This is a genomic window from Micromonospora chalcea, assembly GCF_002926165.1.
In the GTDB taxonomy this organism is placed as follows: domain Bacteria; phylum Actinomycetota; class Actinomycetes; order Mycobacteriales; family Micromonosporaceae; genus Micromonospora; species Micromonospora chalcea.
In genome coordinates, this window is record NZ_MAGP01000121.1 from 41,997 (window position 1) to 68,127 (window position 26,131).

Consider the following 26,131-nt stretch of genomic DNA (forward strand, 5'->3'; position numbering starts at 1 on the left):
CAGCGGAGGTCTGCATGCATGCGGTGGCGGCCGGCTGGCACGGCGAAGTGGCGCGGCCCGAGTGGATGTTCGCCCGGGCACAACCACATTCGCGCGCCTCGCGTTCCCGCCGGGGGGTCGACGCCCGGCCCGCCGATCGCCAGAATGACCCGGTGCCGCCGCGACCCGCTCCCGGACGCCACCAGGCGACCTCCGCCGAGGCCAGCCACTCCGACCAGCTGATCCGCCTGCTGTACGCGGAGCACGCCGGCCCGCTGCTGATGTTCGTGATGCGGCTGACCGGCGGGGACCGGCAGCGGGCCGAGGACATCGTGCAGGAGACGCTGCTGCGGGCCTGGCGCAACGCGCACCGGCTCGGCGTGCAGGGCCAGGGCTCGTTGCGTCCCTGGCTGGTCACGGTGGCCCGGCGGATCGCCATCGACGAGCACCGCAGCGAGCAGGCCCGCCCGCCGGAGACGTACGACCGGGATCTGACCGCGTTCGCCGAGGCGGACAGCACCGACCGGGTCCTGCGCACGATGACGGTGGCGGACGCGCTGCGTACGCTGAGCCAGTCGCACCGGGAGATCCTGGTGGCGACGTACTTCCGGGGGCGCACCGTGCCGGAGGCGGCCGAGGAGCTGGGGCTTCCGCTCGGCACCGCCAAGTCGCGGGTCTACTACGCGCTGCGCGCGCTGCGCACGGCTCTGCAGGAGAGGGGGGTGACCGAATGAGCCGGGCCGACCACATGGACGTCGCCGCGTACGCGCTCGGCGTGCTGGACGCGGAGGACGCGGAGCGGTTCGAGGAGCACCTGGCCACCTGCTGGGCCTGCGCGGCGGAACTGGAGACGATGGTCCCGGTGGTGGGGCTGCTCTCCGGCATCGACGGCGAGGCGATGGCCGCGCTGGAGCAGACGCACACCGATCCGGCGCTGCTGGACCGGACGCTGGTGGCGGTGCGGCGGGACCGCCGTCGTACCCGGGTGCGGCAGTTGCTGGCCACAGCGGCGGCAGTGGTGGTGTTCGGCGGCCTGAGCGGGGTCGCCGCCGGGATGCTCGGCGACGAGCCGGGGCCGACGCCGCAGGCCGGGCAGTCGCAGACCGCGCCGACCGCGGCGCCCAGCGGCGAGCCGGGCAACCCGAACGACCCGGGCGTCGGCGGGGAGAAGCCGATCGAGGGCGACCAGCACAACGCCACCGACGCGGGCACCGGCGTGCAGACCACGATGTGGCTGGCGCGCAAGGAGTACGGCACGCAGATCTCGGTGCAGCTGAGCCGCCTGCCCGGGCCGCGTGTCTGCCGGCTGGTGGTGGTGCGCAAGAACGCCACGAGCGAGGTCATCTCCACCTGGTCGGTGCCGGCCGGCGGGTACGGCACGAACCAGAACCAGCTTCCGCTGGAGCTGACCGCGTCCACCTCCGCCCCGGTGCGCGACATCGACAAGCTTCAGGTGCAGTCGGTGGACGCGAACGGGGTGGCGAGTCCGCTGGTGACGGTGGACGACATCTGATCCGGTACGACGACGGCGCCGGGCGGCTGGACCGCCCGGCGCCGTCGTGTCGTGTCCGGGCCGGCGGACCCCCTCGTGCTGACGCACGCGCCAGAACGGCTGTCGGTTCAATCAGTCCACTGTGAAATGTGCCACCGTTTCGACTTCAACCTTGACAGTGCCGCGCCCGTACTACTCGGCGAACTGCCAAGAACGAGGAGGGCACGTGGCACACCACAAGCGGACGACCGTCATCGTCGCGAGCGCGATGGTCGCACTTACGGCCTGCGCCCCCGCAGGCTACAACGGGGCGAACTCGAGCGCGGCCGAGCCGGTCGCCGTCGCCGCGGCCGAACCCACCGCGGCGGCCGAACCGGAGGCGTCGGCGGCTCCCGAGGAGGAGCCGGTAGCGGACAAGGCGCCCCCGGCCAACGTGAAGATCACCGACGAGCTGGTCGGCAAGAAGCTGCCCCGGATGGGCCGCGTCGTCACCGACCAGGACGGCTGGGTGCTGTACCGGTTCGACAAGGACTCCGACGACCCGCCGCAGTCCAACTGCGTGGACAAGTGCGCCGAGGTCTGGCCGCCGTCGCTCACCGACGGCAACCCGAAGCTGCGTGGCGTCTCCGACGACAACGTCGGCACCATCACCCGCCAGGACGGCACCCGGCAGCTCACCATCGGCGGCTGGCCCGTCTACCGCTACATCGGCGACAAGAAGCCGGGCCAGTGGAAGGGCCAGGGCGTCGGCGGCACCTGGTTCGTGGTCGACCCGAACGGCAAGAAGAACCTGACCTGCCTGCCGACCGGCACGCCCAAGGCGGTCGCGCCGCCCGCGGCGGGCAGCTCCAACAGCTCCGGCGGCGGGTCGGACTACTCGTACTGACGCACCAGGTCACGGTGACCGGTCGCCGCCGGGGAGGGCGCGGCCGGTCATCGTCGGGAACCCGGGAGGCGGGGCGCACCGGCATCGCCCCGCCTCCCGGCTCGGCGTGTCCGCCGTCACGGCCGGACCGCGTGGCAGAGTGGCCGGGTGACCTCGCCCGCCGCCCGCCGCACGCTGCGCCCCCCGGCCGGCTACCGGCTGGCCGCGTCGGTGCGGGCGCTCACGTTCAGCCCGTACGACCCGTGCGCGCGGATCGCCGCCGGCACGTTCTGGTGGGCCACCCGTACCCCGGACGGACCGGCCACGCTGGCGCTGCGCCCGGAGGCCGGCGAGCTGACCGCCGAGGGGTACGGCCCCGGCGCCGGCTGGGTCGTCGAGCGGGCCGACCGGATCGCCGGACTGTGCGACGACCTGACCGGGTTCGCCGCGCTCGCCGCCGCGCACCCGCTGGTGGCCCGCCTCGCGCACACGCACCACGGGCTGCGGATGCCCGCCACCGGCCAGATCTTCCCCCGGCTGCTGCGGGCCGTCTTCGAGCAGAAGGTCACCGGCAAGGAGGCGTACCGGGCGTACGCCGCCACCGTGCGGCACTTCCGCGAACCCGCCCCGGGTCCGCTGCAACCACTGCTGCTGCCGCCGGAGCCGGCCGCGGTGGCGGCCACGCCGTACTGGGTGTTCCACCCGTTCGGCGTGGAACAGCGACGCGCCGACACGCTGCGCCGCGCGGCGGCCGTCGCGGACCGGCTGGAACGCTGCGCCGACTCGGCCGAGGCCACCCGGCGGCTCACCGCGATCCCCGGCATCGGGCCGTGGACCGCCGCCGAGGTGGTGCGCATCGCGTACGGCGACCCGGACGCGGTCAGCGTCGGCGACTACCACGTGCCGAACACCGTGGCCTGGGCGCTGGCCGGTGAGCCGCGCGGCGACGACGCCCGGATGCTGGCGCTGCTGGCGCCGTTCCGGGGGCACCGGGGCCGGGTGTGCGTGCTGCTGGAGGCGGCCGGGATCCAGGCGCCGAAGTACGGCCCGCGCGCCCCGATCCGCTCGTTCGCCCGCTACTGACCGCTCAGCGCCGCCGGCACAGCCGCCGCAGCGTCCGGCCCAGCCACCAGGCGTACGCCCGCTGGAAGCCGAGCACGACCGGCCCGCCGGCCCGCACGTACCAGTGGGCGGGGCGACTGAACGCGGTCACCTCGAACCAGACGCCGTCGGCGCCCCGGGTGACCAGGAACGCCTCCTCACCGACCTCCGGGTGCCCGGGCAGGGTGCCGTAGCCGAACCCGGCCCGGTCCGGCTCGTCCACCACCCAGACCACCTCGGTCGGGCCCCACAGCCGCGCCGGGCCGACGCCCAGTCCCGGCGTGACACGTACCCCGGGTGCGGCGCGCGGCGCGTCCGCGCGCATCACCACGCCCGCGGCGCGGTGCAGCCGCCAGCCCAGCAGCGCGTCCGCCGCGACCGGGAAGCCGCCGTCCGGCAGCCGGACCCGGTGGCGCAGGTGGTGGTAGCCGGCCGGCAGGCCGCCGTCGCGGGTCGCGCCCACCTCCGGGTACGTCAGCTCGGGCACGCCGGTCACCTCCACGCTGATGGGAACACCCCCGCCAGCGTACGGCCGCTTCTGAGCGCTGTGGTGAGCTGAGCCGGTGACCGACGTGACCATCGCCCCCGCCGACGTCGCCGACGCCGGTGAGATCCTCACCGTGCAGCGCGCCGCGTACCTGGTGGAGGCGCAGCGCTACCGGGACGTGTTCCTGCCCCCGCTGACCGAGACGCTGGACGAGGTCCGGGCGGCGCTGGCCGGACCGGACGTGGTGCTCGCCGCGCGGCGCGGCCCCCGCCTGGTCGGCTCGGTACGCGCCCGCGTCGACGGCGACACCGCCCACGTGGGCCGCCTCTCGGTCGCGCCGGACCAGCAGGGCCGGGGCGTCGGCGGACGGCTGCTGGACGCCGTCGAGCACGCCTGCGCGGGCCGGGTGACCCGGTTCGCGCTGTTCACCGGCGCGGACAGCGCGGCGAACCTGGCCCTGTACGCGCGGCGCGGCTACCGGGTGGTGGCACACCGGCCGGACGAGAACGGCAACCGCCTCGCCGTGCTGGAGAAGACGGTCAGTCCCGCTCGCAGCGGCGCCTGAGCCCGTCCGCCTCCTGCCGCAGGTAGCGGCGCATCATCGACCCGGCGAGCAAGCCGAGCAGGCCGGCCAGCGGCCCGGTCTGCACCAGGGCGAGCTCGGCCCGGGTGCGCCCGTCGCCGAGCGCGACGAGACGGTGCTCACCCCGGCTGCGCACGCCGGCGCTCGTGGACTCCCAGACGAACGAGTACGGCGCCTCGATCTCGGTGACCCGCCACACCGCCGGGGGCAGGCGCGGCTGCTCCAGCCGGGCGGTCGAGCCGAGCGCCAGCGGACCGGGTTCCAGCCGGCGGGCGGCGGTGACCGAGGGCGTCCACTCCGGCCAGCGCTCGACGTCGCTCTGCACCGCCCACACCCGGTCGACGTCGGCGGCGATCTCGACGGACTCGACGAACCGCATCGGCGTTCCTCCCCCGTGGACGGTCCGCTCAGGCTACGCCCGCACTCCACCCGCCCGCCGTCCCGCGCGCGCCCCGCTCCGCTCCCCGCCTCCGCGCCCCGCCTCCGCCCCGCCTCGTCGATCTTGGACTTGTGGTGCCCAGGATGCCCGATTGACGAGCTTTATGGGGCGCCACAACTCCAAGATCGGAGCCTCGCCGGGGCGGCGGGTCAGGCGGCCTCGTGGAGGTCGGCCAGGGTGACCGGGGCGTACCGCTTCAGCAGGCGTTCCAGCTCGGTGATCGAGCCGACCTCGCCGAGGACGTTCGCGCCGCCGCCGTGCTCGGCCGGATAGCGGTGCGCCAGCCGGTAGCGGTAGCGGCCACGGATCAGCTCGACGCTGACCCGCCAGCGCCCGCAGCATCCGCAACTCCACTCCGGCACGCCGCGAAGGTAGCTCTGACCTGCGGTTTCACCATCCGGGCGGCGGTGACGAAGGCGACCGGTACGGGACACACCGCCCGGCCACCCCCGGTGATCTGCCTCACCACTGTCGGTGGGGTCTGGTTGACTGGTCGCCGTGGACCTGCCGATCAACCCTCCGGTCGAGCCGATGCTGGCCAAGAGCGTGTCCGAGCTGCCCACCGATCCCGGCCTGACCTACGAGCCGAAGTGGGACGGCTTCCGCTGCATCGTGTTCCGCGACGGTGACGAGGTCGAGCTGGCCAGCCGGGGCGGCAAGTCGATGACGCGCTACTTCCCGGAGGTGGTCGAGCAGGCGCGCCGGCAGCTCCCGCCCCGGTGCGCCGTCGACGGCGAGCTGATCGTGATCCGCCGGGACGGGCCGGGCGGGCACCCCCGGCTCGACTTCGAGCTGCTGGCCCAGCGGATCCATCCGGCCGCCTCCCGGGTGAAGCTGCTGGCCGAGACCACCCCGGCCGACTTCGTCGCGTTCGACCTGCTGGCCATCGACGACGAGCTGCTCACCGGGCAGCCCTATCCGCAGCGCCGCGAGCGGCTGGAGCAGGCGTTGTCCGGGGTGCGCCCGCCGGTGCACGTGACCCAGGTGACCACCGACCCGGAGACGGCCCGCCGCTGGTTCGAGGTGTTCGAGGGCGCCGGCCTGGACGGGCTGATCGTCAAGCCGGCCGACCTGCCGTACGAGCCGGGCAAGCGGCTCATGTTCAAGGTCAAGCACGCGCGCACCATGGACGCGGTGGTGGCGGGCTTCCGCTGGCACAAGTCCGGCCCGGTGGTGGGCTCGCTGCTGCTGGGGCTCTACGACGACCAGGGCGTGCTGCACCACATCGGCGTCAGCTCCTCGTTCACCATGGCCCGCCGCAAGGAGCTGCTGGACGAGCTGGAGCCCTACCGCGAGGTGGGCGGCGAGCACCCGTGGGTGCACGGCGACCACGAGCGGGGCCAGCGCATCCCGGGCGGGGTGAGCCGGTGGACCGGCGGCAAGAACCTGGAGTGGGAGCCGCTGCGTCCCGAGCTGGTGGTCGAGGTGGCGTACGACGCGATGGAGGGCGACCGGCTGCGCCACACCGCCCGGTTCGTGCGCTGGCGCCCCGACCGTGATCCGCGCTCCTGCGACTACGGCCAGCTCGACCGCCCGATCCGCTACGACGTCGACGAGGTGCTGCGCGGCGATCCGGCGGCGACGGTCGGTGACGCGGCCGGCCGGGCGTAGCCTGGCGGTCGACACGATCATGGAAGGCGCCCACGTGACAGGCTTCCCCGACCGGACCCGCCGGTTCCGGCCCGCCCTCGCCGCGTTCGTCGCGGCGGTGGTGCTCACCGCCGGCTGCACGCTGCCGGCGTTCGCGCCGCGCGCCGAGAGCGAGGGCGAGGCCGCCCCGCCGGGCACCGCCCCGGAGTGGCGGGCCTGCCCGGAGGTGCCGAACGAGCTGGTGGGCCGGGGTGCGGCGGACATGCGCTACGACTGCGCCCGCATCGCCGTGCCGCGTAACTGGGGCACCGGGGCGACCACCGGCGCGACCGCCGGGCCGGGCGCGGGCGAGACGTTCGCGATCGCGCTGATCCGGGCCCGTTCGACAAAGCAGCGCGACCGGATCGGGTCGCTGGTGGTCAACCCCGGCGGGCCGGGGGCCTCGGGCGTGGACACCGCCGTCTACCTGTCCTTCGGCCCGGCGTTCGGCGGGCTGCCGACGTCGGTCACCGACCGGTTCGACATCGTCGGCTTCGACCCGCGCGGGGTGGCCCGGTCCAGCCCGGTCAAGTGCATCTCCGACGCCGACCTGGACGCCAGCTTCGGCTACGACCCCGACCCGGAGAGCCAGTCGTCGTTCGACGGCTTCGTCGGCCTCAACCGGCGCATCGGCGAGCGGTGCGGCGCGAAGTACGGCGACCAGCTTCGGCTCTACGGCACCGAGCAGGCGGCCCGCGACATGGACGCGGTCCGGGCGGCGGTCGGCGACGACAAGCTGACGTACCTCGGCTACTCCTACGGCACGCTGCTCGGCGCCACCTACGCCCAGCTCTATCCGCAGCGTGTGCGCGCCCTGGTGCTCGACGGCGCGGTCGACCCGCAGCAGAAGCTGATCGCCGGGTCGGAGAGCCAGGCGAAGGGCTTCGAGCGGGCGTTCGACAACTTCTCCCGCTGGTGCGCGGCGAACGCCGGCCGCTGCCCGATCGCGCCGGACGCCCGCGGTGCGGTCACCGACGCGATCGCCAAGGCGAAGACCTCCCCGGTACGCGGGCAGGACGGCCGGGAGGCGACCTCCGGCTGGGTCTTCTACGCGGTGATCTCCTCGCTCTACACCGAGCAGGGCTGGCAGGAGCTGGCCCGGGCGATCGACGAGTTGCAGGGCGGCGACCCGGCCGGCGTGTTCAAGCTGGCCGACTCGTACGCGGGCCGGGAGCCGGACGGGCACTACTCCAACCTGTTCGACGCGAACCTGGCGGTCAACTGCGCGGACGAGACCGAGAAGCCGACCCGGGAGCAGGTCCGCTCGCTGCAGTCGCAGTGGCGGCAGAAGTACCCGCTGTTCGGTCCCGCCCTCGCGGTGGGGATGCTCGGCTGCGTGGAGTGGCCCGGCGAGCGGGACCCGTATCCGACCGGCCGGGCGAACGGCGCGCCGCCGATCCTGGTGGTCGGCACCACGGGTGACCCGGCCACGCCGTACGAGCAGACGCCCGCGCTGGCCGCGATGCTGGGCGTGGGTCGGGTGCTCACCTGGGAGGGCGAGGGACACACCGCGTACCCGCAGACGCCGTGCGTGACGTCGGCGGTCGACGCGTACCTGATCTCGCTCACCGTCCCCCGGGAGGGGCTGCGCTGCCCCGCCCGGTGACGGTCCGGCCGACGGCCGGGAGCCGGACGCCGGCCGGTCGAACGTCGGCGGTCAGCCGGCGGCCGGGGGCGTCCAGTCCTGCGGCACGTGCCCGATGCGGACGCGCTGGGGGTGGTCGCCGACCGGGACGCTCGCGACCTTCTGCCCGGTCGCGAAGTTGATCGCGGTGACCTGGTCCGCGCCGGATTCGGAGATCACGCAGTCCCGGCCGTCCCCGCTGACCGTGGCCCAGTACGGCTTGCTCGCGGGCACCAGCGGCCCCTCGTGCAGCGTGGCCCGGTCGAGCACCGTGGCGTAGTCGTCCATGGTCCCGGCGACGCAGATCCGGGCGCCGTCGGGGCTCATCGACAGGCCGTGGTGCCGGGAGTCGTTGACCCAGGTGGTGCGGTCCTCGCTGGTGGCCGGGTTCTTCGGCAGCGTGGCGACGCGGGTGATCCGGTCGGTTGCCACGTCGTACTCGACCACACCGTTGAAGAAGGACACCTGGAAGTAGAGCCGGCTGCCGTCGGGGGTGAACACGGCCGGGCGGACCGCGTCGGAGAGGCCGCGGCGGCCGGCGGCGTCGAGGCGGTCCCGCATGTCGATGACCTTGACCACCTGGTACGTGCTGGTGTCGGCGACGGTGATCCGGCGGTCGCCCTTGGTCCAGTCGAGCCAGGGCGCGTCCAGGTCGGTGTTGACCTCGCCGATGGACATGTTCCACAGCCGGGTGCCGCCGTCGGTGTAGATGTTCTCGTGCGGCTTGTCGCCGGCGCCGAACGAGCCGAGCTGCGTTCCGGTGCGGATGTCCAGCACGTGCACGGTGTTGGAGGTGGAGGCGGAGACCGCGACGCGCGTGCCGTCGGGTGACACGGCCATGTGGTCGGAGCGGTAGCCGGAGACCGGGAACCGCCAGCGCAGCGCGCCGGTGGCGAGGTCGATCGAGACGACGTCGGCGAAGCTGGGCCGGGACACCACCACCGCGCTGCCGTCGGGGGTGGTGTACATGTCGTCGACGAACTGGTCGTGGCCCTCCCCCGGGCCCTGCCGGATGCCGAGGAAGTACGCCAGTCTGATCGGGTTGAGGTAGATCTCGCGCAGCCGCGCGGCGCGGTCCGGGATCACGTTGATCCGGCCGAGCTTGGCGTAGTCACCACGGGCCCGGATGACGTCGGCGGTGCCGTCCCAGTTGTTGCCGACGAACATCACCTCCTGGAGCGGGACCGCGGCGGCGGCCGGCGCGGGCGCCGTCAGCAGCGGGGCCGGGGCGACGAGGGCGAGCGCGGCCAGCACGGCGAGGGCGGCGCGGCGGCGGGGTCGGGGCAGGCGGAGTGGCACGGGGGTCATGGACGCCTCCTGGCAGCCGGTACGACATCGACGTTTCTCAGTGGCGCGAACGGTGTTACCTTGCGGTAACAACCAGGAGAGCAACCGGCCGGCTGCCGGGGCTAGGGACCGGACGCCAACGCCCGCGCGACCTGGTTGTGCCGCGACGACAACGGGAGGCGGCGTGACCCGGACCGGGAACGTCCCCACGTTCGGCACGCTGCTGCGCGACCTGTCCGCCGACCCGGCCGCCGACGACGAGGTGGCGCGGGCGGCCCGCGTGAACTCCCCCGAGGTGGCCCGGCTGCCCGCCGACGAGGTACGCCGCCAGGTCGTCCTGCTGCTGACCAGCGGTCTCGGTGCGCTGGAACGCCACGAGGACCCGGCCGGACGGGACTTCGCCGAGGCCCGGCGGCTGGGCGCGGACCGGGCCGCGCAGGGCGTCACGGTGGCCGGGCTGCTGCGCGGGGTGCAGGCCGGACGGGACCGCGCGGTGGAACTCGTGGTGCGGCACGGCCGGGCCGCCGGCATCCCGGACGAGGTGCTGCTGGAGGGGCTGCTCACCATCGGCCGGTACGCCGCGGCGGTGGAGCGGGCCGTGGTCGACGGGCACCGGGCGGCCGAACGGGACCTGCTCCGCACCGGCGCCGCGGCCCGGGCGCACCTGCTGCGGCGGCTGCTGCGCGACGGACCCGCCGGTACGCTCCCGGCCGAGCTGACCCGGTTCGGGCTGCGGCCGGACGGGCGCTACCACTGCCTGGTCGCCGCGCCACCCGACCCGGTACGCGCGCACGCGCTGCAGCGGCAGCTCATCCGGCACGGCGGGCTGCTCGGCACCGTCGACGACCGGCTCGCCGGGCTGCTCCCGCGACCGCCCGACGCCGTACCGGCCGACCTGCTGACGCTGGTGACGCCCGCACAGCCGCTGGTGCGGGCACCGGCCATGTACGCGCTCTGCCTGGCGGCACTGGCCACGGCGGCGCACCGGCGGCTGCGCGGCCTGCGTCAGGTCACCGACCTGGCGGGGGAGACCGCGCTGGCCGCCCAGCCGGTCCTGGCCGAGTTGCTACGCGGCACGCTGCTCGGCGCGCTCGACCCGGCCGACGACTTCCACCGGGACCTCGCCGGCACCGCGCTCGCCTGGCTGCACCACGGTCAGCGGCTGGACCAGACGGCCGCCGAGCTGCACGTACACCCGAACACGGTGCGCTACCGGCTGCGGCGGCTGCGGGAGCTGACCGGCGGGCCGCCGGTCGAGGAGGGCGCGCGGTGCACGGTGCCGGAGACCGTGCACTGGTGGTGGGCGCTGCGCAGCTGGCTGGACGGCGGCTGAGGCCGCCGCACCTCCTCGACGCCAGACCGGGCGACACCGGCACGAGGCACTGTGCCAGGCTGGCCGGATGACCGAGGTGATCTTCCGGGAGGCGGTCCGCGCCGACCTGCCGGCCGTGCTCGCGCTGCTCGCCGACGACGTGCTGGGGCGTACCCGTGACCTGCCCGAGGTGGACGCGGCGTACGAGCGGGCCTTCGCCGACCTCGACGCCGATGCGCGCAACGAGCTGATCGTCGCCGACGACGGCGGGGAGCTGGTCGGCTGCTTCCAGCTCACGTACATCCCCGGGCTGGGCCGGCACGGCGCCGAGCGGTGCCTGATCGAGTCGGTGCGGGTCCGCTCCGACCGGCGCGGCCGTGGGCTGGGCGGGACGATGATGCGCTGGGCGATCGACCGGGCCCGGGAGCGCGGCTGCGCGCTGGTGCAGCTCACCACCGACAAGCAGCGCGCCGACGCGCACCGGTTCTACCGCGACCTGGGCTTCGTGGCCAGCCACGAGGGCATGAAGCTGGCGCTCTGACCGGGCCGCGATCGGGCGCCGGGCCGCCACCCGAAGGCGCGCGGCCCGGTCACCCCGGTCAGTCCTCCGGCGCCAGCCGGCCGTCGCGCAGCGTCAGCGTCCGGTCGGCCATCTCGATCAGCGCCGGATCGTGCGTGGCCACGAGCGCGGTCATCCCCCGCGCGTGCACCACCGCCCGGAGCAGGTCCATGATCGAGCGACCGGTCTCCGAGTCGAGCTGGCCGGTCGGCTCGTCGGCGATCAGCAGGTCCGGCTCGTTCGCCAGCGCCCGGGCCACCGCCACCCGCTGCTGCTGCCCGCCGGACAGCTCGTACGGGCGCTGCGCCGCGTGCCCGCCCAGCCCGACCAGTTCCAGCAGCACCGCCACCCGCTGTTCCCGCTCGGCCGCCGGCACCTTGGCCAGCCGCAGCGGCACCCCGACGTTCTCCGCCGCGGACAGGATCGGCACCAGGCCGAACGTCTGGAACACGAACCCGATCGTGCCCCGGCGCAACGCCAGCAGCTCCCGCTCGCCCGCGGCGGTGACCTCGTGCCCGGCCACCCGGATCAGGCCGGCGTCCGGGCGGTCCAGGCCGCCGACCAGGTTCAGCAGCGTGGTCTTGCCGGCGCCGGAGCGACCCCGGACCGCCACCAGCTCGCCGCGCCGCGCGGTGAACGAGACGTCCCGTACGGCGTGCACGGCGTGCTCCCCCTTGCCGAAGGTGCGGCTCACCCCCTCGACCCGGACCACGTCCTCGACTGCCGTCCCCGGCACCGCCGGCAGCACCACTGTCTGGTCGGTCATCACTCACTCTCCTCGGCGTGCGTCCGGTCGCCGGGGCGCACCTCGACGTGATCGGGTTCCAGATTGAGGCGGACCCGGTCACGCAGCGACAACGCCTCCACGAACTGCGCCGGCAGCTGCATCCGGCCGGTGCGGTCCAGCACCGCGTACTCCTCGCTGACCATCTCGGTGCCGCCGTCGGCGGTGACGCGCGCGGTCCGGCGTACCTCGGAGGCGGTCCGGCCGTCGCGGATCGCGACGGTACGGCGGACCTGGCCGGCCACGGCGTGGTCGTGGGTGACCACCACGATGGTGACGCCCAGCTCGGCGTTGATGGTGCGCAGCGCGGCGAACACCTCCGCGCCGGTGGCCTCGTCCAGCTCACCCGTGGGCTCGTCGGCGAAGAGGATCTCCGGGTCGTTGGCCACCGCCACGGCGACCGCGCAGCGCTGCTGCTCGCCGCCGCTCATCTGGCCCGGACGGCGGTCCGCGCAGTAGCCGACGCCGACCATGTCCAGCAGCTCGCGGGCCCGTTCCCGCCGCTTGCGCCGCCCGCCGGCCCGCCCGGCCAGCTTCATCGGCAGCTCCACGTTCTCCAGCGCGGTCAGGTACGGCAGCAGGTTGCGGCCGGTCTGCTGCCAGATGAAGCCGACCACCTCCCGCCGGTACGCCAGCCGCCGCTTGTTCGACAACGACAGCAGGTCGTAGTCGGCGACCCGGGCGATGCCGGCGGTCGGGGTGTCCAGGCCGGACAGGATGTTCAGCAGGGTCGACTTGCCGGAGCCGGAGGCCCCGACGATCGCGACCAGCTCACCCCGGTCGATGACCAGGTCGAGGCCCTGCAGGGCGACGACCTCGACGCCCTCGGTCTTGAAGATGCGTACCAGGCCGTCGCAGACGATGTGCCCGCGCAGCCGGTCCCGCCCTCCGGCCCGTTGCGCGGCCCGTTCGGCCGCGCGTTGCTGCAGGGACGCCAGGTCCGGTACGGACGTCTCGGCGGTCGCGGTCATCTCAGCTCTCCTCTCCGAGCCGCAGCACCTCGCCGAGGCGCATCCGGCGGTTGTTCACGGCCTCCACGGTGATCGCGAAGCCGAGGGCCAGCATGGCCAGGACCGACACCCCGGCGACCAGGCCGGGTTCGAACTGCGGGCGTACGTCCACGCCGCCGGTGAAGGCGGGCAGCTCGGGCACCGGCGTGAGCAGCAGCGGCAGCAACGCGCCGACCACCGCCCCGGTGAGCACCGACACCAGCACCAGCGGGGTCAGCTCGACCATCAGCATGCCGCGCCACTGCCGGCGGGACAGGCCCATGGTGCGCAGCCGGGACAGCACCTGCCCGCGCGAGCGGGCCCCGGCGAGCACCGCGAGCGCGAGCCCGAGCAGCCCCAGCACGGCGCCGCCCCCGGCACCGAGCGCGAAACCGAACACCAGCAGGCCGTTCACGCCGGTACCGCCCAGGTCGACGCGGACGGCCGAGCGGGTGGTGACCTCCGGCGCGCGGGCCTTGTCCCCGGTGCCGACCCCGCCGATGCGCAGGTAGCGGTTCTGCCCCTCACGCGCGACCCGGTCCACCTCGGCGGCGTCCACGCCCGCGCCGGCCAGCACGAACCCGGTGGGCGCGAGCTGGTGCGGCGCGTCCGCCGGCAACGCCGGCCACGGCAGCACCACGAACCGCGCCACGCCGTCGCCGACGAGCGCGAACTCGTCGACAGTGGCGGCGGTGCGCACCGGCAGCCGGTTGCCCTGCACGTCCAGCCAGGCGGGCCGGTCCCCCTGGGCGTCGGCGAGCCCGGCGTCGGCCAGCTCGTCGGCGACCGCCGGGGACACCAGCGCCGGCAGCGGCGTGCTCCCGTCGGCGCGGGCCCGCACCGGGTCGGGCACGCTCACCGGTACACCTGCCGCACTGGCCACCTCGGCGAACCGCTCGCCGTCCACGAGCACCACGCGCAGCTCGGTGACCGGGGCGGGGCGGCCGGCGCGGTCGGCGTACGGGCGCTCGGCCGGCACCGTGAGCAGCGGCGCGACAGCGCGTACCCCGGGCAGCTCGGCCAGTTTGCCGGCGGTGTCCGGCGCGAAGCGCTCCCCGCGTACCAGCAGGTCACCCGGCACGGCCTGGGCGGCGGCGGTGTCCCGGCCGGTCTCGATGCCGGTCGCCACCACGCCGCAGAACGCGGCGGTGGCGACGGCCAGCACCACCACGACCAGCGGCCCGGTGCTCGCGGCCCGGCCCGCGCGGGCGGCGCCGAGGAACGCGACGCTGCCGCGCGCCCGGGCCGCGACGCGGCTGAGCAGCCGCAAGGGCCAGGGGTACGCGCGCAGCGCCACCAGCGCCGCCGCGATCGCCAGCAGCACCGGCACGGACACCAGCAGCGGATCCACCGAACCGGCGGTGAGCCCGCGGCGGCGCAGCAGGAACGCGCCGAGCACGGCGAGCCCGAGCACCGCCACCTCGACGGTGAGCCGGACGGCGGGCGACCGGCCGCCGAGGTCGGAGCGGCCACCGGCGCGGCGGCCGACCGCGAGCGCGGCGAGTGGCGGCAGCAGCGTGGCCAGCAGCCCGGCGACCAGCACCCAGAGCCACGGCGACCCGGCGCCGGGCAGCAACCCGCCGAGCAGCCAGCCGATCCCGGCCGCAGCCGGCAGAACCAGCACCGACTCGGCCAGACCGCGACGCAGCACGTCACCGGTCGAGCCACCGCGGGCCCGGATCAGGTGGAACTCGGCGCGGCGTCGGTTCGCGGCCAGCCGGGCGGCCAGCAGCGTCAGCCCGGCCAGCGTGGCGAGCAGCCCGGCGGCGATGACCGCGAGCAGGGTACGCGCGGCGGCGAGCGAGTCGGCGAAGCGCCGCAGCGGGATGTCCACGCCCTGGCTGAGGGTCACCTTGACCTCGGTGGGCATCGCCCGGTCCAGCCCGTCGACGCCGGCGATCAGCGCGTCGAGGCGGCCCGGTTCGAGCCGGTCCGGTGCGATCCGGTACCGCCAGCCGAAGGCCACCGGCCATTCCCCGGCGGTGATCGAGTTCAGACCCGCGTCGGCGGTGTACGCGACGCCCACGAACGGTTGGCCGTCGCCTTCCGGCGGGCTGAGCTTCAGCATCGACGGCAGCGTGTCCCAGACACCGCCGGCCGGGTCGTTCGGCCGCCACACGCCGACCAGGTCGACCGGGCGGGAGTTGAGCACGTTGTTGTCGGCGTCCAGCAGCGAGAGACGGAACCGGTCGCCGGCCGCGATGCCCAGCGTGGTGGCGATCGTCTCGGCGAGCGTCACCTCGATCGCGCCGGCCGGGGTGACGCCGCGTTCCGGCCACCGCCCGTCGACCAGGGTGGCCGCCTCCCGGATGCCGGTGCCGGCGCGCAGGTGCAGGTCGATCAGCCCCTTGTCGTCGCTGAGCGTCGGACCGCGCAGTCGCCCCGGGACGGTCTGCGCCGCGAACCAGCGCTCGCCGATCGTGTCGCGCACCTCGGCGGGCATCTTCTCCTCGATCGCCGCGAGCAGGGTCCCCCGGCTGGCGGCGACGGGCTGCTCCGAGGCGGGCACGACGTCCGGCGCGGTGCTGTACGTGAGGTCCCGGCGAGCCACCGGCTGACCGGCCACGTACTCGGTGAGCCCCTGCCCGGTCAGCCGGTCGGCGACCCGGGGCACGCCCGTGATCAACAGCGCGGTCACCAGGGTCAGGACGGCGAGCAGCAGGAACTGCCCCCCGTATGCGCGGACCCGGCGCGCGGCACCAGGAAGGCTCATCGTTCTCCTCCGATCCGGAGCTGCGCGGCGGCGACCCGCTGGCGGATGCCGGTGGTGATGACGGCGGCGAAGGCGAGCGCGGCGAGCAGCAGCCCGGCGGCGGTCGCCCCGATCGGCACCCAGGGCACTGTGAAGACCGCCTCGGGCACCGGCCGGCCGGCGGCCGGGGTGAGGATCACCAGCGGCACCATGGTGGCCGCGACGAGGGCGCCGACCAGCAGCCCGACGCCGACTCCGATCGCGGCCAGGAAACCCTGCTCGGCGAGGTAGGCGCGGGCCAGCAGCCGGGTGTTCGCGCCGAGCGTGTTGAACACGGCCAGTTCGGTGAGCCGCCGCCGGGTGGTGGCCCACACGTCGACCGCCAGGCCGACCAGCGCCAGCAGCACCGACCCGAGCGCGGCGGCGAGCAGCCCGGTGCGGGCGCCCTGCCAGTACGGGTCCCCCGCGGCCTCCTCCGCCACGCGCTGCCGGTCCAGCAGCACCGTGCCGCCGACAGCGGCGAGGGCCTCGGTCGCGGCGGCGTGCCCACCCGGCGTGGTACGCAGCCACCACTCGGCCACCGGCCGTACGCCCCCGCTGCGCTCCAGCAACTGGGTGCCGGCGGTGGGCAGGTCCAGCAGCACGCCGTCGCCAGCGGTGCCGGGGATCGCGGCGACCTGGCCGACCACCGTGGCCTCGATCGTCACCTCGGAGACCGACAGCTTGACGGTGTCACCGGTCTGCACGCTCAGCGCGGCGGCGACCCCCGGTGTGATCAGCACCGGCACCGGCGGGTCCTCGGCCATGGGCACCACGGCGAACCGGGACGACGGCACCCGGGCAAACTGCAACAGCCCCGCGGGCACGTCGAAGCCCTGCGTCGCGTCCACCTCGGTGGGGGTGGCCCGGGCGTCCCGGCGTGGCCCGCTGCCCGGGTCGATCACCCGCCAGGCCCCCTCCACCGGCAACGGCAGCGCCGCGCCGCCGCCGTCGGTGAGCCGCATGTCGCTGAGCAGCAGCCGGTACGAGCTGCCGGTGGCGTCGCCGCCGTCGGCCTCGAAACCGGCCAGCCGCAGCGGGGCGCCGCCGGTGTCGGGCAGCGGCACGGAGAAGCGCACGGGCCGTCCATTGCCGTCGGCCTCGGCCAGCCGGACCCGCCACGTGGCCCCGGCGTCGGTGGCGAACAACGCGGTCACCGCCACCCGGGGCCGGTCGTACATGCTCTCCACCGGGGTGCGGACAATGCCGGAGAACGTCTTCGCCCCGGCCGGCAGGACACCGCCGGCCGGCGCGCCCCGGCCGCGCGCGAGCCGGTCCAGCAGGGCACCGGTGGACGCCCCGCCGTCGGCGTCGTCGAGCCGGATCATCCCCTTCGCGGCGGCGGCGTCCAGGGCCACCACCGTCGCCGGCCGGGCCTCGCGGCCCAGGCGCACGTCGTCACGCCAGGCGGGCAGCACCCGGTCGATCCCGGGCACCGCGGCCAGCTGGGCGGCCCGGTCGGCCGGGGCGGTGCCGTCCCGTTCGGTCAGCCGAAGGTCCGTGCCGACCGTGTGCTGCGACTGGTCGCGCTGCGAGCGTTCCCAGGAGGCGACGAGCGACCACGCGAGCGTGCTGCCGCCGACGGCGAGCGCGAGCAGCAGCACCGGTCCGGCGTGCGGGCGGCGACCCGCCTGCCACATGCCGAACATGGTGGCGTTCCACGGCCGGCGGTCGACGAAACGTTCCGCGAGCCGGGTGGTCGGCGGCAGCAGCCGCAGCGCGATCACCGCGCCGGCCAGCACGCCGATCGTGGGCGCGGCGGCCAGCAGCGGGTCGATGCCGAGGCTGCCGTTCGCGCCCGCGAGCGGCGAGGAGTACTGCCGCAGCTGGGTCCAGGCGAGCACGGCGAGCGCCACCAGCACCACGTCCACGCTGGCGCGCTGCACGGCCGCGCTGCGGGACGGGCGGGACCGGGCCGCCATGTCGGCGACGTAGGTGCCGGCCCGGCGCAACGCCGGCAGCACCATGGCGAGCAGGCAACCGACCGCCGCGCCCACCGCGACCACCCAGACCCGGGCCAGGTCGCCGTCGGCGAGCCGCAGGTCCGCGCCGAGATACCGGACCGCCTGCCCGGTCAGCGCCGGGGCCAGCAGCAGCGCCGGCGCCACCACGAGCGTGGCCTCGCGTACGGCGAATCCGGCGATCTGCCGACGCGCGGCGCCCCGGGCCCGCAGCAGCGCGGTCTGCGCCCGCCGGTCCTCGTTGAGCAGCGCGGCCACCAGCACCAGCGCGTACCCGCCGAGCACCACGATCAGCAGCAGCGGGGTGAGCAGCGCGGACCGGCCCACCAGGTCGGCCCGGCCGAGCCGGTCCACCAGCCGGTCCAGGTGGCTGACCTGCTGCGTCGAGGAGCCCAGGCCGGTGGCCTCGGGCAGCTTCTCGGTGATCTCGTTCAGCGCTGTGGTCACGGCCGGCAGCCGGGCCGGCTCGACGGCCACCAGGTCGGGGTCCACCAGCCAGGCCGCCGAGGTCGAGCCGGGGAAGGTACGGGCGAAGTCGGCCGGGTCGAGCGCGAACGGCCCGTACGAGGTGACCTCCGCGTCGCCCTGACTCTCCCCCACCCCCGGGGCGAGCCGCCAGTACGCCTCGGCCGCGTCCCGGGCCGCCCACGTGCCGGCCACCACCACCGTGCTGGCCCGCTCCGCGCCCCGGTCGTACAGCGGCACCCGCTCGCCGACCTCCAGGCCCAGTTGCGCGGCCACCGTCTCCGGCAGCGTCACCTGCAACGGGTTGCTGCCGGGCACCGGCCACGCCCCGGCGGCCAGCTCGGCGTGCGCGGGCAGGTCGTCAAGTGTGGCCAGGTTGGCGAACATCGGGTCGTCGTCGGTACGGGCGGCACCCACGTCACCGGTCAGCTCCCGCCCGGTGCCGGACCGGACCCCGGCCACCGTGACCGGCGCCCCGCCCAGCCCGTTCGCGAACTGTGCCCGTACCGCCCGGTCCCGCTCGGCGTACGCGGCGGCGTCGGCGCCACCGGAGCCGCTGATCAGCAGGCTGCGCTCCTCCGCCGGGGCGGCGTCGAGCACCGCCCGGGCGCCCGCGTCCACCGCCCGGCGGTTGTAGTCGGAGAGCCCGGTGACCAACGCGACCGCGACGAGTGCCGCGACAGCGGCGGCGAGCAGCAGCCCACGGGCCTCTACCGCCCGCCTCCACACCAGCTTCATCCGACGTCCTCTCCTGGCCCCGGCGGGCCGATGCCGAGAGAGAGCAGTGACACCCCGGAAAAGGTTCGCGCCCGTTACATGATCGTTATCGGCCTACCGCACAGCCGCTCCGAGACCCGGGGAGCACTCGTAGGGCCTGGCACGCCGTGACCGTTGGCGCTCGCCGAACAAGTGACCACGCCGAACGCGGATCCGACGACCCTGACTTGGATACGACGCATGGGACCGCCGCCCCGGAGCCTCGTCCAGCAGGCGTCGGGGCGGCGCTCCTCCTTCTCCGTCAGCCGGACGTCAGAACTGCCCCTTGTAGCGGAGCACGACGTCCCCTAAACGAGCATCGGGATCGCCGCTACAAGCGTAGGAGATGGCAGGTGGCGCCAGAGGACTGCCAGTTCTCACGCCGAGTTCGGTGCCCACTTTCCGCAGTCCACGCAGCGCCTCTTCCGAAGGCGCCTCTAGGAACTCCTGACAGGTGGAATCCTGGGTGATCTCGCTCCCTGGAGAAAGCTGCCCGACGATATAGAAGAAGGCAAGCGCAAGCAGGCCGACAAGAAGGATTCCACCGCCTATCTTGAAGGTATTCGACTTGCTTATATTGTCACCTATCTGGGCGTTGCCGTGAAACGTTCCGCTCATGACTCCAGATCCGCCGCTGGCCGTGACCACACTGCTCACCTGGTCACCCGCCGCAGAGTTCCCGTCATGCACGATCGAGAGCGCCCTGGCCTCTTCGATCAACTCCCGCAGCTTCTGCCCGAAATCGGGATAGTCCCGGGCCAGGATGCCGATTGCGGCAGCAAGGTCCCCCTGCCTGTCGACGTTCCTTGGGCTCCCTGCCCAGCGCTCAAATATCTCATCGCTGTCGACATCCAGGAACTGAGAGTGAATCCGCGAGTGCAGTTTCTTAGCCGCCGCTTGCAGACCGGCGCTCGCGGTGCCCCCCAGCGCAGCAACCAGGATACCGACGGCCGCCTTACCGAGTTCTTCATCCATGACACCCGAGTCTTGGGTAGGGATGATGAGAAACAAGCCAGCCGATTAGCCCTCGTTGATGTCAACAAACCGACAGGGCCGAGACAATAGGCCGCCTGCCGAACCGCGGGTGATGCCGGCACCTCGGCATCACCCGCGTCACGGCTCAGACCCGTTCGTTCAGCCGCCCCCCGCGAACCGCCCCGACGAATCGGGACCACGCCGCCGGGTCGAAGTTGAGCACCGGCCCCTTCCGATCCTTGGTGTCCCGCACACCGACCGCATCGGCGAAACCGGCCACCTCGACGCAATCGCCTTCACCGCCGGATCGGGACGACTTGCGCCACACTCCATCACGTCCCATCGGTCATCTCCTCAGCTATCGTCATCATCAGCTTGCGGGACTCATCAGCATCGAGCGCACGTTCACCGAGCGAACGCCAGCCGTCCTCGTAGGTCTGGATCTCGTGGACCTTGTCGAGGTATGCCGCGCCGCATGGACCGTCCATGTAGATGGTGGTCGGCTCCGGTTCCCGCACGTCGGTCGGGAAGTCGAGCATGGTGAACGTTCCAGCCGACGCCCAGCGGTAGAGGCCAGCGTTGAGTGGGAGCACCCGGATGCGGATGTTGTGCTGATGGCTCGCCACCACCAAGGCATCGACTTGCCTACCCATCGCAGACAGATCGCGCAGCGGTCGACGTAGCACCGCCTCATTCAGGATCACGTCCAGGTAGGGAGCCCGGGGCACTGCACGTGCCAGCAGCCGTTGCCGCCGCAGCCGCACGTCCACCTTCGCTTGCCGCTCGGCGTCACTCAACTGCGGGTTGTCAGTAGAGATCACCTCGGTCATGTACTCGACGGTCTGCAGTAAGCCCGGTACCAAATTTGCCTCGTACTTGCGAATCTTCGTCGCGGCGGCCTCCAGCCCGACGTAGAGCTTGAACCAGTCCTTGATCGCCTCCCCGTAGCTGTGCCACCAGCCGTGCGCCTTGGTTTCCCGGGCCAGAGAGCGCATGGTTTCGATGGTTTCTCGCGACGCGCCGTAAACGCGGCACATGGCTTCCACGTCGTTCGGATGCATCGGCACCTGGCCCGTTTCGTAACGCCAGATCCGGGGCGCCGACCATTCCAGCTCCTTGGCCGCCGCTGTCACCGTGACGTGCGCGCCTTCGCGAAGTTCTCTCAGATATCTGCCGAGCTGCCTACGCGGGACGGTGCTTCCCGAGTCGTCCACGTCATCTCCTTTGGTGTTGTCGCGTAAGGCACCTCATCCCTTGGTCTGCATTCTGCCGCGAAAGATTGTCCCGGGCCAGAGGTGAATTGACCATTGTGGTGCCCGCCGGGGACGCGGCGGGTTTCGCGGGGACGGATGCCTTTCCCCGAACCTCATCCCGGCATCCGTCCCCGCACCTGACGTCAATCCACAAGGGAGAGTCATGGACTCGATCGATCGTATCCTCGGCGACATTCCGCTTCCGCCCTACGTCACCGCCGAGGATGTCACCTTCGCGGTCCGGGCGATCACCGTGCACGCCCCCGAGCAGTGGCCCGAGGGACCGCGCTGTCGCAACGACCGGGCGCCGCACCCGTGCCGGTTGCACCGCTGGGGCCGACGGGTGCTCGACCAGCGCGGGCTCACCGACCGGCAGATCCACGCGCTCGTCGCCGAGCAGACGGCGCCCGTGCGGTGATCTACGTGACCGGGGAACGCCTGCTCCCGCACCACGTCCGGGCCGCCTACTTCGACCGGCGCTGGCGCGGCCTCGACCCGACCCAGGTGCGCGACCACCTCGACCGGGTGGCCGACGAACTCGAACGCCTGAGCCGTGAGCTGGTCACCACGCGAACCGAGGCCGAGCGCGTGCGCCAGGCGCTGCGGCAGTGGCAGTCCCAGCATCGCGCCTGCCGTCTCCGCGACCCGGACGCCCCGCCGGGCGGATGGCCCCGATGACGGCACAGCGCTGGATCATCCACCTGCCCACCACGCTGACCAGCGCCGACGAGGCGGCTGCCCTCGCGGTGACGCTGCGCGACTCGCTCGGCCACGTCACGGTCATCGACTTCGGCGAGACCACGCTGAGCGAGGAGGACAGCCAGTTCGTGCGTACCCGGGTCTGGTGCGACGCCCGGCTCGACGGCGCCGGCCGGTGCGGCCACCTCAACGACCATGACGGCCCGTGCGCGGCGTGAGCGCGGCGGGCGTCAGGAGCGGGGGCGGTCGCGGTCCTTGGACGGCTGGACCCGCTTCGGCTCGCCGGGCATCTTCGGGTATTCCGGCGGGTAGGGCATGTCGCCCAGCCCGTCGGCGGCGTCCCGCTCGGCCCACTCCAGCAGCGGCGTGATGTCCCACGGGGCGTCGTCGATGCCGGCGTGCGGGTCGCCGCGCTCGGCGAACCGGGCCGGCACCGTGCCCAAGTGGAAGTCGTCCGGGTCGACCTGGGGTAGTTCGTCCCAGTCGACCGGGGTGGAGACGGTGGCGCGCGCGTTGGCGCGCAGCGAGTACGCGCAGGCGATGGTGCGGTCCCGCGCCATCTGGTTGAAGTCGACGAAGACCCGTTCGCCCCGTTCCTCCTTCCACCAGGCGGTGGTGACCAGTTCGGGGCGGCGTCGTTCCAGCTCCCGGGCCAGCGCGATGGTGGCGCGGCGGACCTCCACGAACGTCCAGCGCGGCTGGATGCGCAGGTAGACGTGCACGCCCCGGCCGCCGGAGGTCTTCGGCCAGCCGGGCACGCCCAGCTCGTCCAGCAGGCCGCGCAGCTCACCGGCGGCGGTCACCGCGTCGGCGAAGTCGGTGCCGGGCTGCGGGTCGAGGTCGACGCGCAGCTCGTCGGGGCGGTCGGTGTCGGCGGCGCGCACCGGCCACGGGTGGAACACGACGGTGCCCATCTGCGCCGCCCAGGCCACGTGCGCCAGGTCGGCGGGGCACAGCTCGTCGGCCGGGCGGCCGCTGGGGAAGGCGATGCGCGCGGTGCGGACCCACGGGGGCACGCCCCGCTGCGGCACCCGCTTCTGGAAGAACATCTCCCCCTCGATGCCGTCGGGGAAGCGCTGGAGCGTGGTCGGCCGGTCGCGCAGGGCGCGCATGATCCCGTCGCCGACGGCCAGGTAGTAGCGGAAGACGTCGGCCTTGGTGAAGCCCCGCTGGGGGAAGATCACCCGGTCGGGGCTGCTCAGCCGCACCGTGTGCCCGGCTACCTCGATCTCTTCGACCGTGCCCTTGCCCGCCATCACGCGACCATATGCGATGCCACCGACAGCCGACGTACCGTGAAGGGGTGAGTCTCTCCGACAACGAACTGCCCCGTACCGAGGACGAATGGCGCGTGCGGCTGAGCCCCGAGGAGTTCCGGGTGCTCCGCGAGGCCGGCACCGAGGCGCCCTGGACCGGTGAGTACGTCGACACCAAGACCCCCGGCGTCTACCACTGCCGGGCCTGCGGGCTGGAACTGTTCCGCAGCGAGGACAAGTTCGACTCGCACTGCGGCTGGCCGAGCTTCGACGACGCCATCCCGGGTGCGGTGAAGGAGATCCCGGACAACACGCTCGGGATGCGCCGGATCGAGATCCGCTGCGCGCGCTGCGACAGCCACCTCGGGCACGTCTTCGAGGGTGAGGGCTTCACCCCGAAGGACACCCGGCACTGCGTCAACTCGATCTCGGTGCGGCTGGAGCCCAGCGCCGGCTGACGGCGGCGTCACAGCCGCAGCAGGCCGCCGGCCTCGTCCACCCGGTCGGCGGCCTCGTCGTCCAGCCACACGCCGCCGGTGGCCAGGTAACGGAAGCGGTACTCCCCCGGCTTCAACCGGACCGTCACGGTACGGGTGCCGTCGCGGCGCGGCACCAGCTCGTGCCGGCCGGGCTCCCAGCCGTTGAAGCAGCCGACCACGCTGACCGTGCCGGGCGGGGTGTCCCGGGGCAGCGAGAACGTCACCCGGGTCTGGTTGCCGAAGAGTTTGTTGCGCTTGATCACGGATCCTCCGGGGATTTTCGGCGGTCACCGGAGTCAACGCTCGACACGCCGGGAGCGACACGCCGTGGGGCCGGATCAGGTTCGCCGGTTCCGGTTGCTCGATGGTGTCGTCTGCGCGACTCTCGGATGACAGGTCCGTTTTCGGGGGGTTTCGCATGGCAACCTGCGAGGTTTGCGGTAACGACTACTGGATGGCGTTCGAGGTGCGCACCGTCGACGGGTCGCGGCACACGTTCGACTGCTTCGAGTGCGCGGTGCACAAGATGGCGCCGATCTGCGAGCACTGCCAGATCAAGATCGTCGGCCACGGCGTCGAGGTCTCCGGCCGCTTCTTCTGCTGCGCCCACTGCGCCCGCGCCGTCGAGGGCGAGCAGGGCGCCGAGGTACGCGACGCGGTCGGCGCCCGCCCCGCCTGACGCGCGCCCCGGCCGTCCCGGCACCCGGCCCTGACGGGCAGCGGCGCGCGGCCTAACCTGGGCCGATGCCCGTCGAGTCCCACCTGGCCGGTTTCGCCGACCTGGATGCCCGCACCTTCCACGACCTGCTCCGGTTGCGCATCGACGTGTTCGTGGTCGAGCAGTCCTGCCCGTACCCGGAACTGGACGGCCGGGACGTCGAACCCGGCACCCGCCACCTGTGGCTGACCAGCGACGGCGCCGTGGTCGCGTACCTGCGGATCCTGGCCGACCCGGGCGGCGTGGCGCGGATCGGGCGGGTGGTGGTGGCGTCGGCGGCCCGCGGCGCGGGCCTGGCCGGCGCGCTGATGGCCGAGGCCCTCGCGGTGGTGGGTGACCGGCCGTGCGTGCTCGACGCGCAGACGCACCTCGTGGGCTTCTACGCGGGATTCGGTTTCACGGTCAGCGGCCCCGGTTACGTCGAGGACGGCATTCCGCACACCCCGATGCGCCGCGACCCAACTCATTGACGTTTGTCACTTTTTGTGGCAACGTGCGGGCGGAGCCGCCACGCGGGAGAGGGCAACTCCCGACAGTCCGGGCGTCGTGCACCGACACCCATCCCGGAGGCTTTCCATGTCCACTCCGTACCGCCGCCCGTTACCGCTCGCGGCGGCGATCCTCGGCGTCTGCGCGGTCGTCGCGGCGCTGCTCACCACCGCGTTCTCCGGCCCGGCCTCGGCGCACGGGTCGGTGGTCGACCCGGCCTCGCGCGCCTACAGCTGCTGGCAGCGCTGGGGCGGTGACTTCCAGAACCCGGCCATGGCCACCCAGGACCCGATGTGCTGGCAGGCGTGGCAGGCCGACCCGAACGCCATGTGGAACTGGAACGGCCTGTTCCGCGAGGGCGTGGCCGGCAACCACCAGGGCGCCATCCCGGACGGTCAGCTGTGCAGCGGCGGCCGCACCCAGAGTGGCCGGTACAACGCGCTCGACACCGTCGGCGCGTGGAAGACCGTGCCGGTCACCAACAACTTCCGGGTCAAGTTCTTCGACCAGGCCAGCCACGGCGCCGACTACATCCGGGTGTACGTGACCAAGCAGGGTTTCAACGCGCTCACCTCGCCGCTGCGCTGGAGCGACCTGGAACTGGTCGGCCAGATCGGCAACACCCCGGCCAGCCAGTGGACGCGTGAGGTGGACGGCGTGTCCATCCAGATCCCGGCGAACGCGCCGGGCCGCACCGGCCGGCACATCGTCTACACCATCTGGCAGGCCAGCCACCTGGACCAGTCCTACTACCTGTGCAGCGATGTGGACTTCGGCGGGTCCGGCCCGACCACCCCGCCGACCAGCACCCCGCCGACGAGCACCCCGCCCACCAGCACGCCGCCGACGAGCACGCCGCCGACCAGCCCGCCGCCGACCACGCCGAACCCGGCCGGCGGCTGCACCGCGACGTACGCGATCACCGGTTCGTGGGGCGGCGGCTTCCAGGCCGACGTGAAGGTGACGAACAACAGCGGCTCGCCGATCCGCGGCTGGTCGGTGAGCTGGAACTACCAGAACGGCCAGCAGGTCAGCTCGGCGTGGAACGCCACTGTCACCACGAGCGGAACACTGGTGACGGCACGAAACGCCGCCTACAACGGCTCACTCGCGCCGGGTGCGAGCACCTCGTTCGGCTTCACCGGCTCGGCCGGTGCGACGAACCCGGTGCCCAGCATCGTGTCCTGTACGACGACCACCTGACGCCGGTCTTCCCGGT

Annotated in this window: 29 protein-coding genes; 16 read left to right on the top strand and 13 right to left on the bottom strand. The window is 73.6% G+C overall.

Features of this window, described 5'->3' with window-relative positions:
- Nucleotides 1-14 precede the first annotated feature (14 nt).
- The 4 genes from BAW75_RS18550 to BAW75_RS18565 all read left to right on the top strand — a co-directional run bounded on the left by BAW75_RS18550 (nucleotide 15) and on the right by BAW75_RS18565 (nucleotide 3,419).
- On the top strand, nucleotides 15-713 hold the full coding sequence (locus BAW75_RS18550) for a sigma-70 family RNA polymerase sigma factor (RefSeq protein ID WP_030503038.1): 699 nt from the start codon (nucleotides 15-17) through the stop codon (nucleotides 711-713).
- On the top strand, nucleotides 710-1,492 hold the full coding sequence (locus BAW75_RS18555) for an anti-sigma factor family protein (protein ID WP_104114372.1): 783 nt from the start codon (nucleotides 710-712) through the stop codon (nucleotides 1,490-1,492). Before BAW75_RS18550 ends, BAW75_RS18555 begins: the two co-directional genes overlap by 4 nt.
- A 205-nt stretch (nucleotides 1,493-1,697) precedes the next feature.
- On the top strand, nucleotides 1,698-2,357 hold the full coding sequence (locus BAW75_RS18560; RefSeq protein ID WP_104114373.1) for a COG4315 family predicted lipoprotein: 660 nt from the start codon (nucleotides 1,698-1,700) through the stop codon (nucleotides 2,355-2,357).
- A 147-nt stretch (nucleotides 2,358-2,504) separates the two neighbouring features.
- Nucleotides 2,505-3,419 (top strand): DNA-3-methyladenine glycosylase family protein, encoded by a 915-nt coding sequence (locus BAW75_RS18565; protein WP_104114374.1) that lies wholly within the window; start codon nucleotides 2,505-2,507, stop codon nucleotides 3,417-3,419.
- 4 nt (nucleotides 3,420-3,423) lie between these two features.
- On the opposite strand, the gene BAW75_RS18570 is transcribed toward BAW75_RS18565, so the two are convergent.
- A complete protein-coding gene (locus BAW75_RS18570) occupies nucleotides 3,424-3,945 on the bottom strand; it encodes a DUF1990 family protein (protein WP_064447269.1) in 522 nt (173 codons plus the stop codon).
- 55 nt (nucleotides 3,946-4,000) lie between these two features.
- Between BAW75_RS18570 and BAW75_RS18575 the strand changes: the two genes are divergently transcribed.
- Nucleotides 4,001-4,489 carry a GNAT family N-acetyltransferase gene (locus BAW75_RS18575; RefSeq protein ID WP_104114375.1) on the top strand — a complete coding sequence of 163 codons (489 nt, stop codon included), beginning with the start codon at nucleotides 4,001-4,003 and terminating at the stop codon, nucleotides 4,487-4,489.
- Here the strand turns inward: BAW75_RS18575 and BAW75_RS18580 are convergent.
- Both BAW75_RS18580 and BAW75_RS18585 read right to left on the bottom strand, forming a co-directional pair.
- Nucleotides 4,464-4,886, bottom strand: a complete 423-nt coding sequence (locus BAW75_RS18580) for an SRPBCC family protein (RefSeq protein ID WP_104114376.1) — start codon at nucleotides 4,884-4,886, stop codon at nucleotides 4,464-4,466. The genes BAW75_RS18575 and BAW75_RS18580 overlap by 26 nt on opposite strands.
- Before the next feature lie 209 nt (nucleotides 4,887-5,095).
- Nucleotides 5,096-5,308: a hypothetical protein gene (locus tag BAW75_RS18585; RefSeq protein WP_069089394.1), complete on the bottom strand. Its 213-nt coding sequence runs from the start codon at nucleotides 5,306-5,308 to the stop codon at nucleotides 5,096-5,098.
- Between the two features lie 136 nt (nucleotides 5,309-5,444).
- Between BAW75_RS18585 and BAW75_RS18590 the strand changes: the two genes are divergently transcribed.
- Nucleotides 5,445-6,557 carry an ATP-dependent DNA ligase gene (locus tag BAW75_RS18590; RefSeq protein WP_064447172.1) on the top strand — a complete coding sequence of 371 codons (1,113 nt, stop codon included), beginning with the start codon at nucleotides 5,445-5,447 and terminating at the stop codon, nucleotides 6,555-6,557.
- A gap of 19 nt (nucleotides 6,558-6,576) precedes the next feature.
- Nucleotides 6,577-8,181, top strand: coding sequence for an alpha/beta hydrolase (locus tag BAW75_RS18595; RefSeq protein WP_167435586.1), 1,605 nt, complete (start codon nucleotides 6,577-6,579; stop codon nucleotides 8,179-8,181).
- 51 nt (nucleotides 8,182-8,232) lie between these two features.
- Here the strand turns inward: BAW75_RS18595 and BAW75_RS18600 are convergent, their stop codons facing one another.
- Entirely contained in the window at nucleotides 8,233-9,507 is a 1,275-nt protein-coding gene (locus BAW75_RS18600) for a YncE family protein (protein WP_104114377.1), read from the bottom strand.
- Nucleotides 9,508-9,670: 163 nt separating this feature from the next.
- On the opposite strand from BAW75_RS18600, the gene BAW75_RS18605 reads away from it, so the two are divergent.
- Both BAW75_RS18605 and BAW75_RS18610 read left to right on the top strand, forming a co-directional pair.
- A complete protein-coding gene (locus BAW75_RS18605) occupies nucleotides 9,671-10,819 on the top strand; it encodes an RsbRD N-terminal domain-containing protein (protein WP_104114378.1) in 1,149 nt (382 codons plus the stop codon).
- A gap of 67 nt (nucleotides 10,820-10,886) precedes the next feature.
- Nucleotides 10,887-11,339, top strand: coding sequence for a GNAT family N-acetyltransferase (locus BAW75_RS18610; protein WP_030503026.1), 453 nt, complete (start codon nucleotides 10,887-10,889; stop codon nucleotides 11,337-11,339).
- A 58-nt stretch (nucleotides 11,340-11,397) separates the two neighbouring features.
- Here BAW75_RS18610 and BAW75_RS18615 read toward each other — a convergent pair whose 3' ends face one another.
- From BAW75_RS18615 to BAW75_RS18645, 7 genes are all read right to left on the bottom strand, one after another.
- Nucleotides 11,398-12,123 carry an ABC transporter ATP-binding protein gene (locus BAW75_RS18615; RefSeq protein WP_030503025.1) on the bottom strand — a complete coding sequence of 242 codons (726 nt, stop codon included), beginning with the start codon at nucleotides 12,121-12,123 and terminating at the stop codon, nucleotides 11,398-11,400.
- Nucleotides 12,123-13,112: an ABC transporter ATP-binding protein gene (locus tag BAW75_RS18620; protein ID WP_064447169.1), complete on the bottom strand. Its 990-nt coding sequence runs from the start codon at nucleotides 13,110-13,112 to the stop codon at nucleotides 12,123-12,125. Before BAW75_RS18620 ends, BAW75_RS18615 begins: the two co-directional genes overlap by 1 nt.
- A 1-nt stretch (nucleotide 13,113) precedes the next feature.
- Nucleotides 13,114-15,843 (bottom strand): FtsX-like permease family protein, encoded by a 2,730-nt coding sequence (locus BAW75_RS18625; protein WP_104114379.1) that lies wholly within the window; start codon nucleotides 15,841-15,843, stop codon nucleotides 13,114-13,116.
- A complete protein-coding gene (locus BAW75_RS18630) occupies nucleotides 15,840-19,025 on the bottom strand; it encodes an FtsX-like permease family protein (RefSeq protein WP_104114380.1) in 3,186 nt (1,061 codons plus the stop codon). Before BAW75_RS18630 ends, BAW75_RS18625 begins: the two co-directional genes overlap by 4 nt.
- Before the next feature lie 291 nt (nucleotides 19,026-19,316).
- Nucleotides 19,317-20,018: a hypothetical protein gene (locus BAW75_RS18635; RefSeq protein ID WP_146074854.1), complete on the bottom strand. Its 702-nt coding sequence runs from the start codon at nucleotides 20,016-20,018 to the stop codon at nucleotides 19,317-19,319.
- 145 nt (nucleotides 20,019-20,163) lie between these two features.
- A complete protein-coding gene (locus BAW75_RS18640) occupies nucleotides 20,164-20,346 on the bottom strand; it encodes a DUF397 domain-containing protein (protein ID WP_104114382.1) in 183 nt (60 codons plus the stop codon).
- A gap of 4 nt (nucleotides 20,347-20,350) precedes the next feature.
- Entirely contained in the window at nucleotides 20,351-21,232 is an 882-nt protein-coding gene (locus tag BAW75_RS18645; protein ID WP_104114383.1) for a helix-turn-helix domain-containing protein, read from the bottom strand.
- A gap of 202 nt (nucleotides 21,233-21,434) precedes the next feature.
- Between BAW75_RS18645 and BAW75_RS18650 the strand changes: the two genes are divergently transcribed.
- The 3 genes from BAW75_RS18650 to BAW75_RS18660 are packed head-to-tail and all read left to right on the top strand — an operon-like array spanning nucleotide 21,435 to nucleotide 22,188.
- Nucleotides 21,435-21,689, top strand: coding sequence for a hypothetical protein (locus BAW75_RS18650; protein WP_104114384.1), 255 nt, complete (start codon nucleotides 21,435-21,437; stop codon nucleotides 21,687-21,689).
- Nucleotides 21,686-21,949 carry a DivIVA domain-containing protein gene (locus BAW75_RS18655; protein ID WP_104114385.1) on the top strand — a complete coding sequence of 88 codons (264 nt, stop codon included), beginning with the start codon at nucleotides 21,686-21,688 and terminating at the stop codon, nucleotides 21,947-21,949. Before BAW75_RS18650 ends, BAW75_RS18655 begins: the two co-directional genes overlap by 4 nt.
- On the top strand, nucleotides 21,937-22,188 hold the full coding sequence (locus tag BAW75_RS18660) for a hypothetical protein (protein WP_104114386.1): 252 nt from the start codon (nucleotides 21,937-21,939) through the stop codon (nucleotides 22,186-22,188). Before BAW75_RS18655 ends, BAW75_RS18660 begins: the two co-directional genes overlap by 13 nt.
- 12 nt (nucleotides 22,189-22,200) lie before the next feature.
- On the opposite strand, the gene ligD is transcribed toward BAW75_RS18660, so the two are convergent.
- Nucleotides 22,201-23,226, bottom strand: coding sequence for a non-homologous end-joining DNA ligase (gene ligD, locus BAW75_RS18665; protein WP_104114387.1), 1,026 nt, complete (start codon nucleotides 23,224-23,226; stop codon nucleotides 22,201-22,203).
- A 47-nt stretch (nucleotides 23,227-23,273) separates the two neighbouring features.
- On the opposite strand from ligD, the gene msrB reads away from it, so the two are divergent.
- Nucleotides 23,274-23,684 carry a peptide-methionine (R)-S-oxide reductase MsrB gene (msrB, locus tag BAW75_RS18670; protein WP_030503019.1) on the top strand — a complete coding sequence of 137 codons (411 nt, stop codon included), beginning with the start codon at nucleotides 23,274-23,276 and terminating at the stop codon, nucleotides 23,682-23,684.
- Nucleotides 23,685-23,692: 8 nt separating this feature from the next.
- Here msrB and BAW75_RS18675 read toward each other — a convergent pair whose 3' ends face one another.
- Nucleotides 23,693-23,968 (bottom strand): isoamylase early set domain-containing protein, encoded by a 276-nt coding sequence (locus BAW75_RS18675; RefSeq protein ID WP_043325634.1) that lies wholly within the window; start codon nucleotides 23,966-23,968, stop codon nucleotides 23,693-23,695.
- Between the two features lie 155 nt (nucleotides 23,969-24,123).
- Between BAW75_RS18675 and BAW75_RS18680 the strand changes: the two genes are divergently transcribed.
- From BAW75_RS18680 to BAW75_RS18690, 3 genes are all read left to right on the top strand, one after another.
- Nucleotides 24,124-24,384 (top strand): hypothetical protein, encoded by a 261-nt coding sequence (locus BAW75_RS18680; RefSeq protein ID WP_030503017.1) that lies wholly within the window; start codon nucleotides 24,124-24,126, stop codon nucleotides 24,382-24,384.
- A 65-nt stretch (nucleotides 24,385-24,449) separates the two neighbouring features.
- Nucleotides 24,450-24,893: a GNAT family N-acetyltransferase gene (locus tag BAW75_RS18685; protein WP_064447164.1), complete on the top strand. Its 444-nt coding sequence runs from the start codon at nucleotides 24,450-24,452 to the stop codon at nucleotides 24,891-24,893.
- A gap of 106 nt (nucleotides 24,894-24,999) precedes the next feature.
- Nucleotides 25,000-26,115 carry a lytic polysaccharide monooxygenase auxiliary activity family 9 protein gene (locus BAW75_RS18690; RefSeq protein ID WP_104114388.1) on the top strand — a complete coding sequence of 372 codons (1,116 nt, stop codon included), beginning with the start codon at nucleotides 25,000-25,002 and terminating at the stop codon, nucleotides 26,113-26,115.
- Nucleotides 26,116-26,131: the final 16 nt, after the last annotated feature.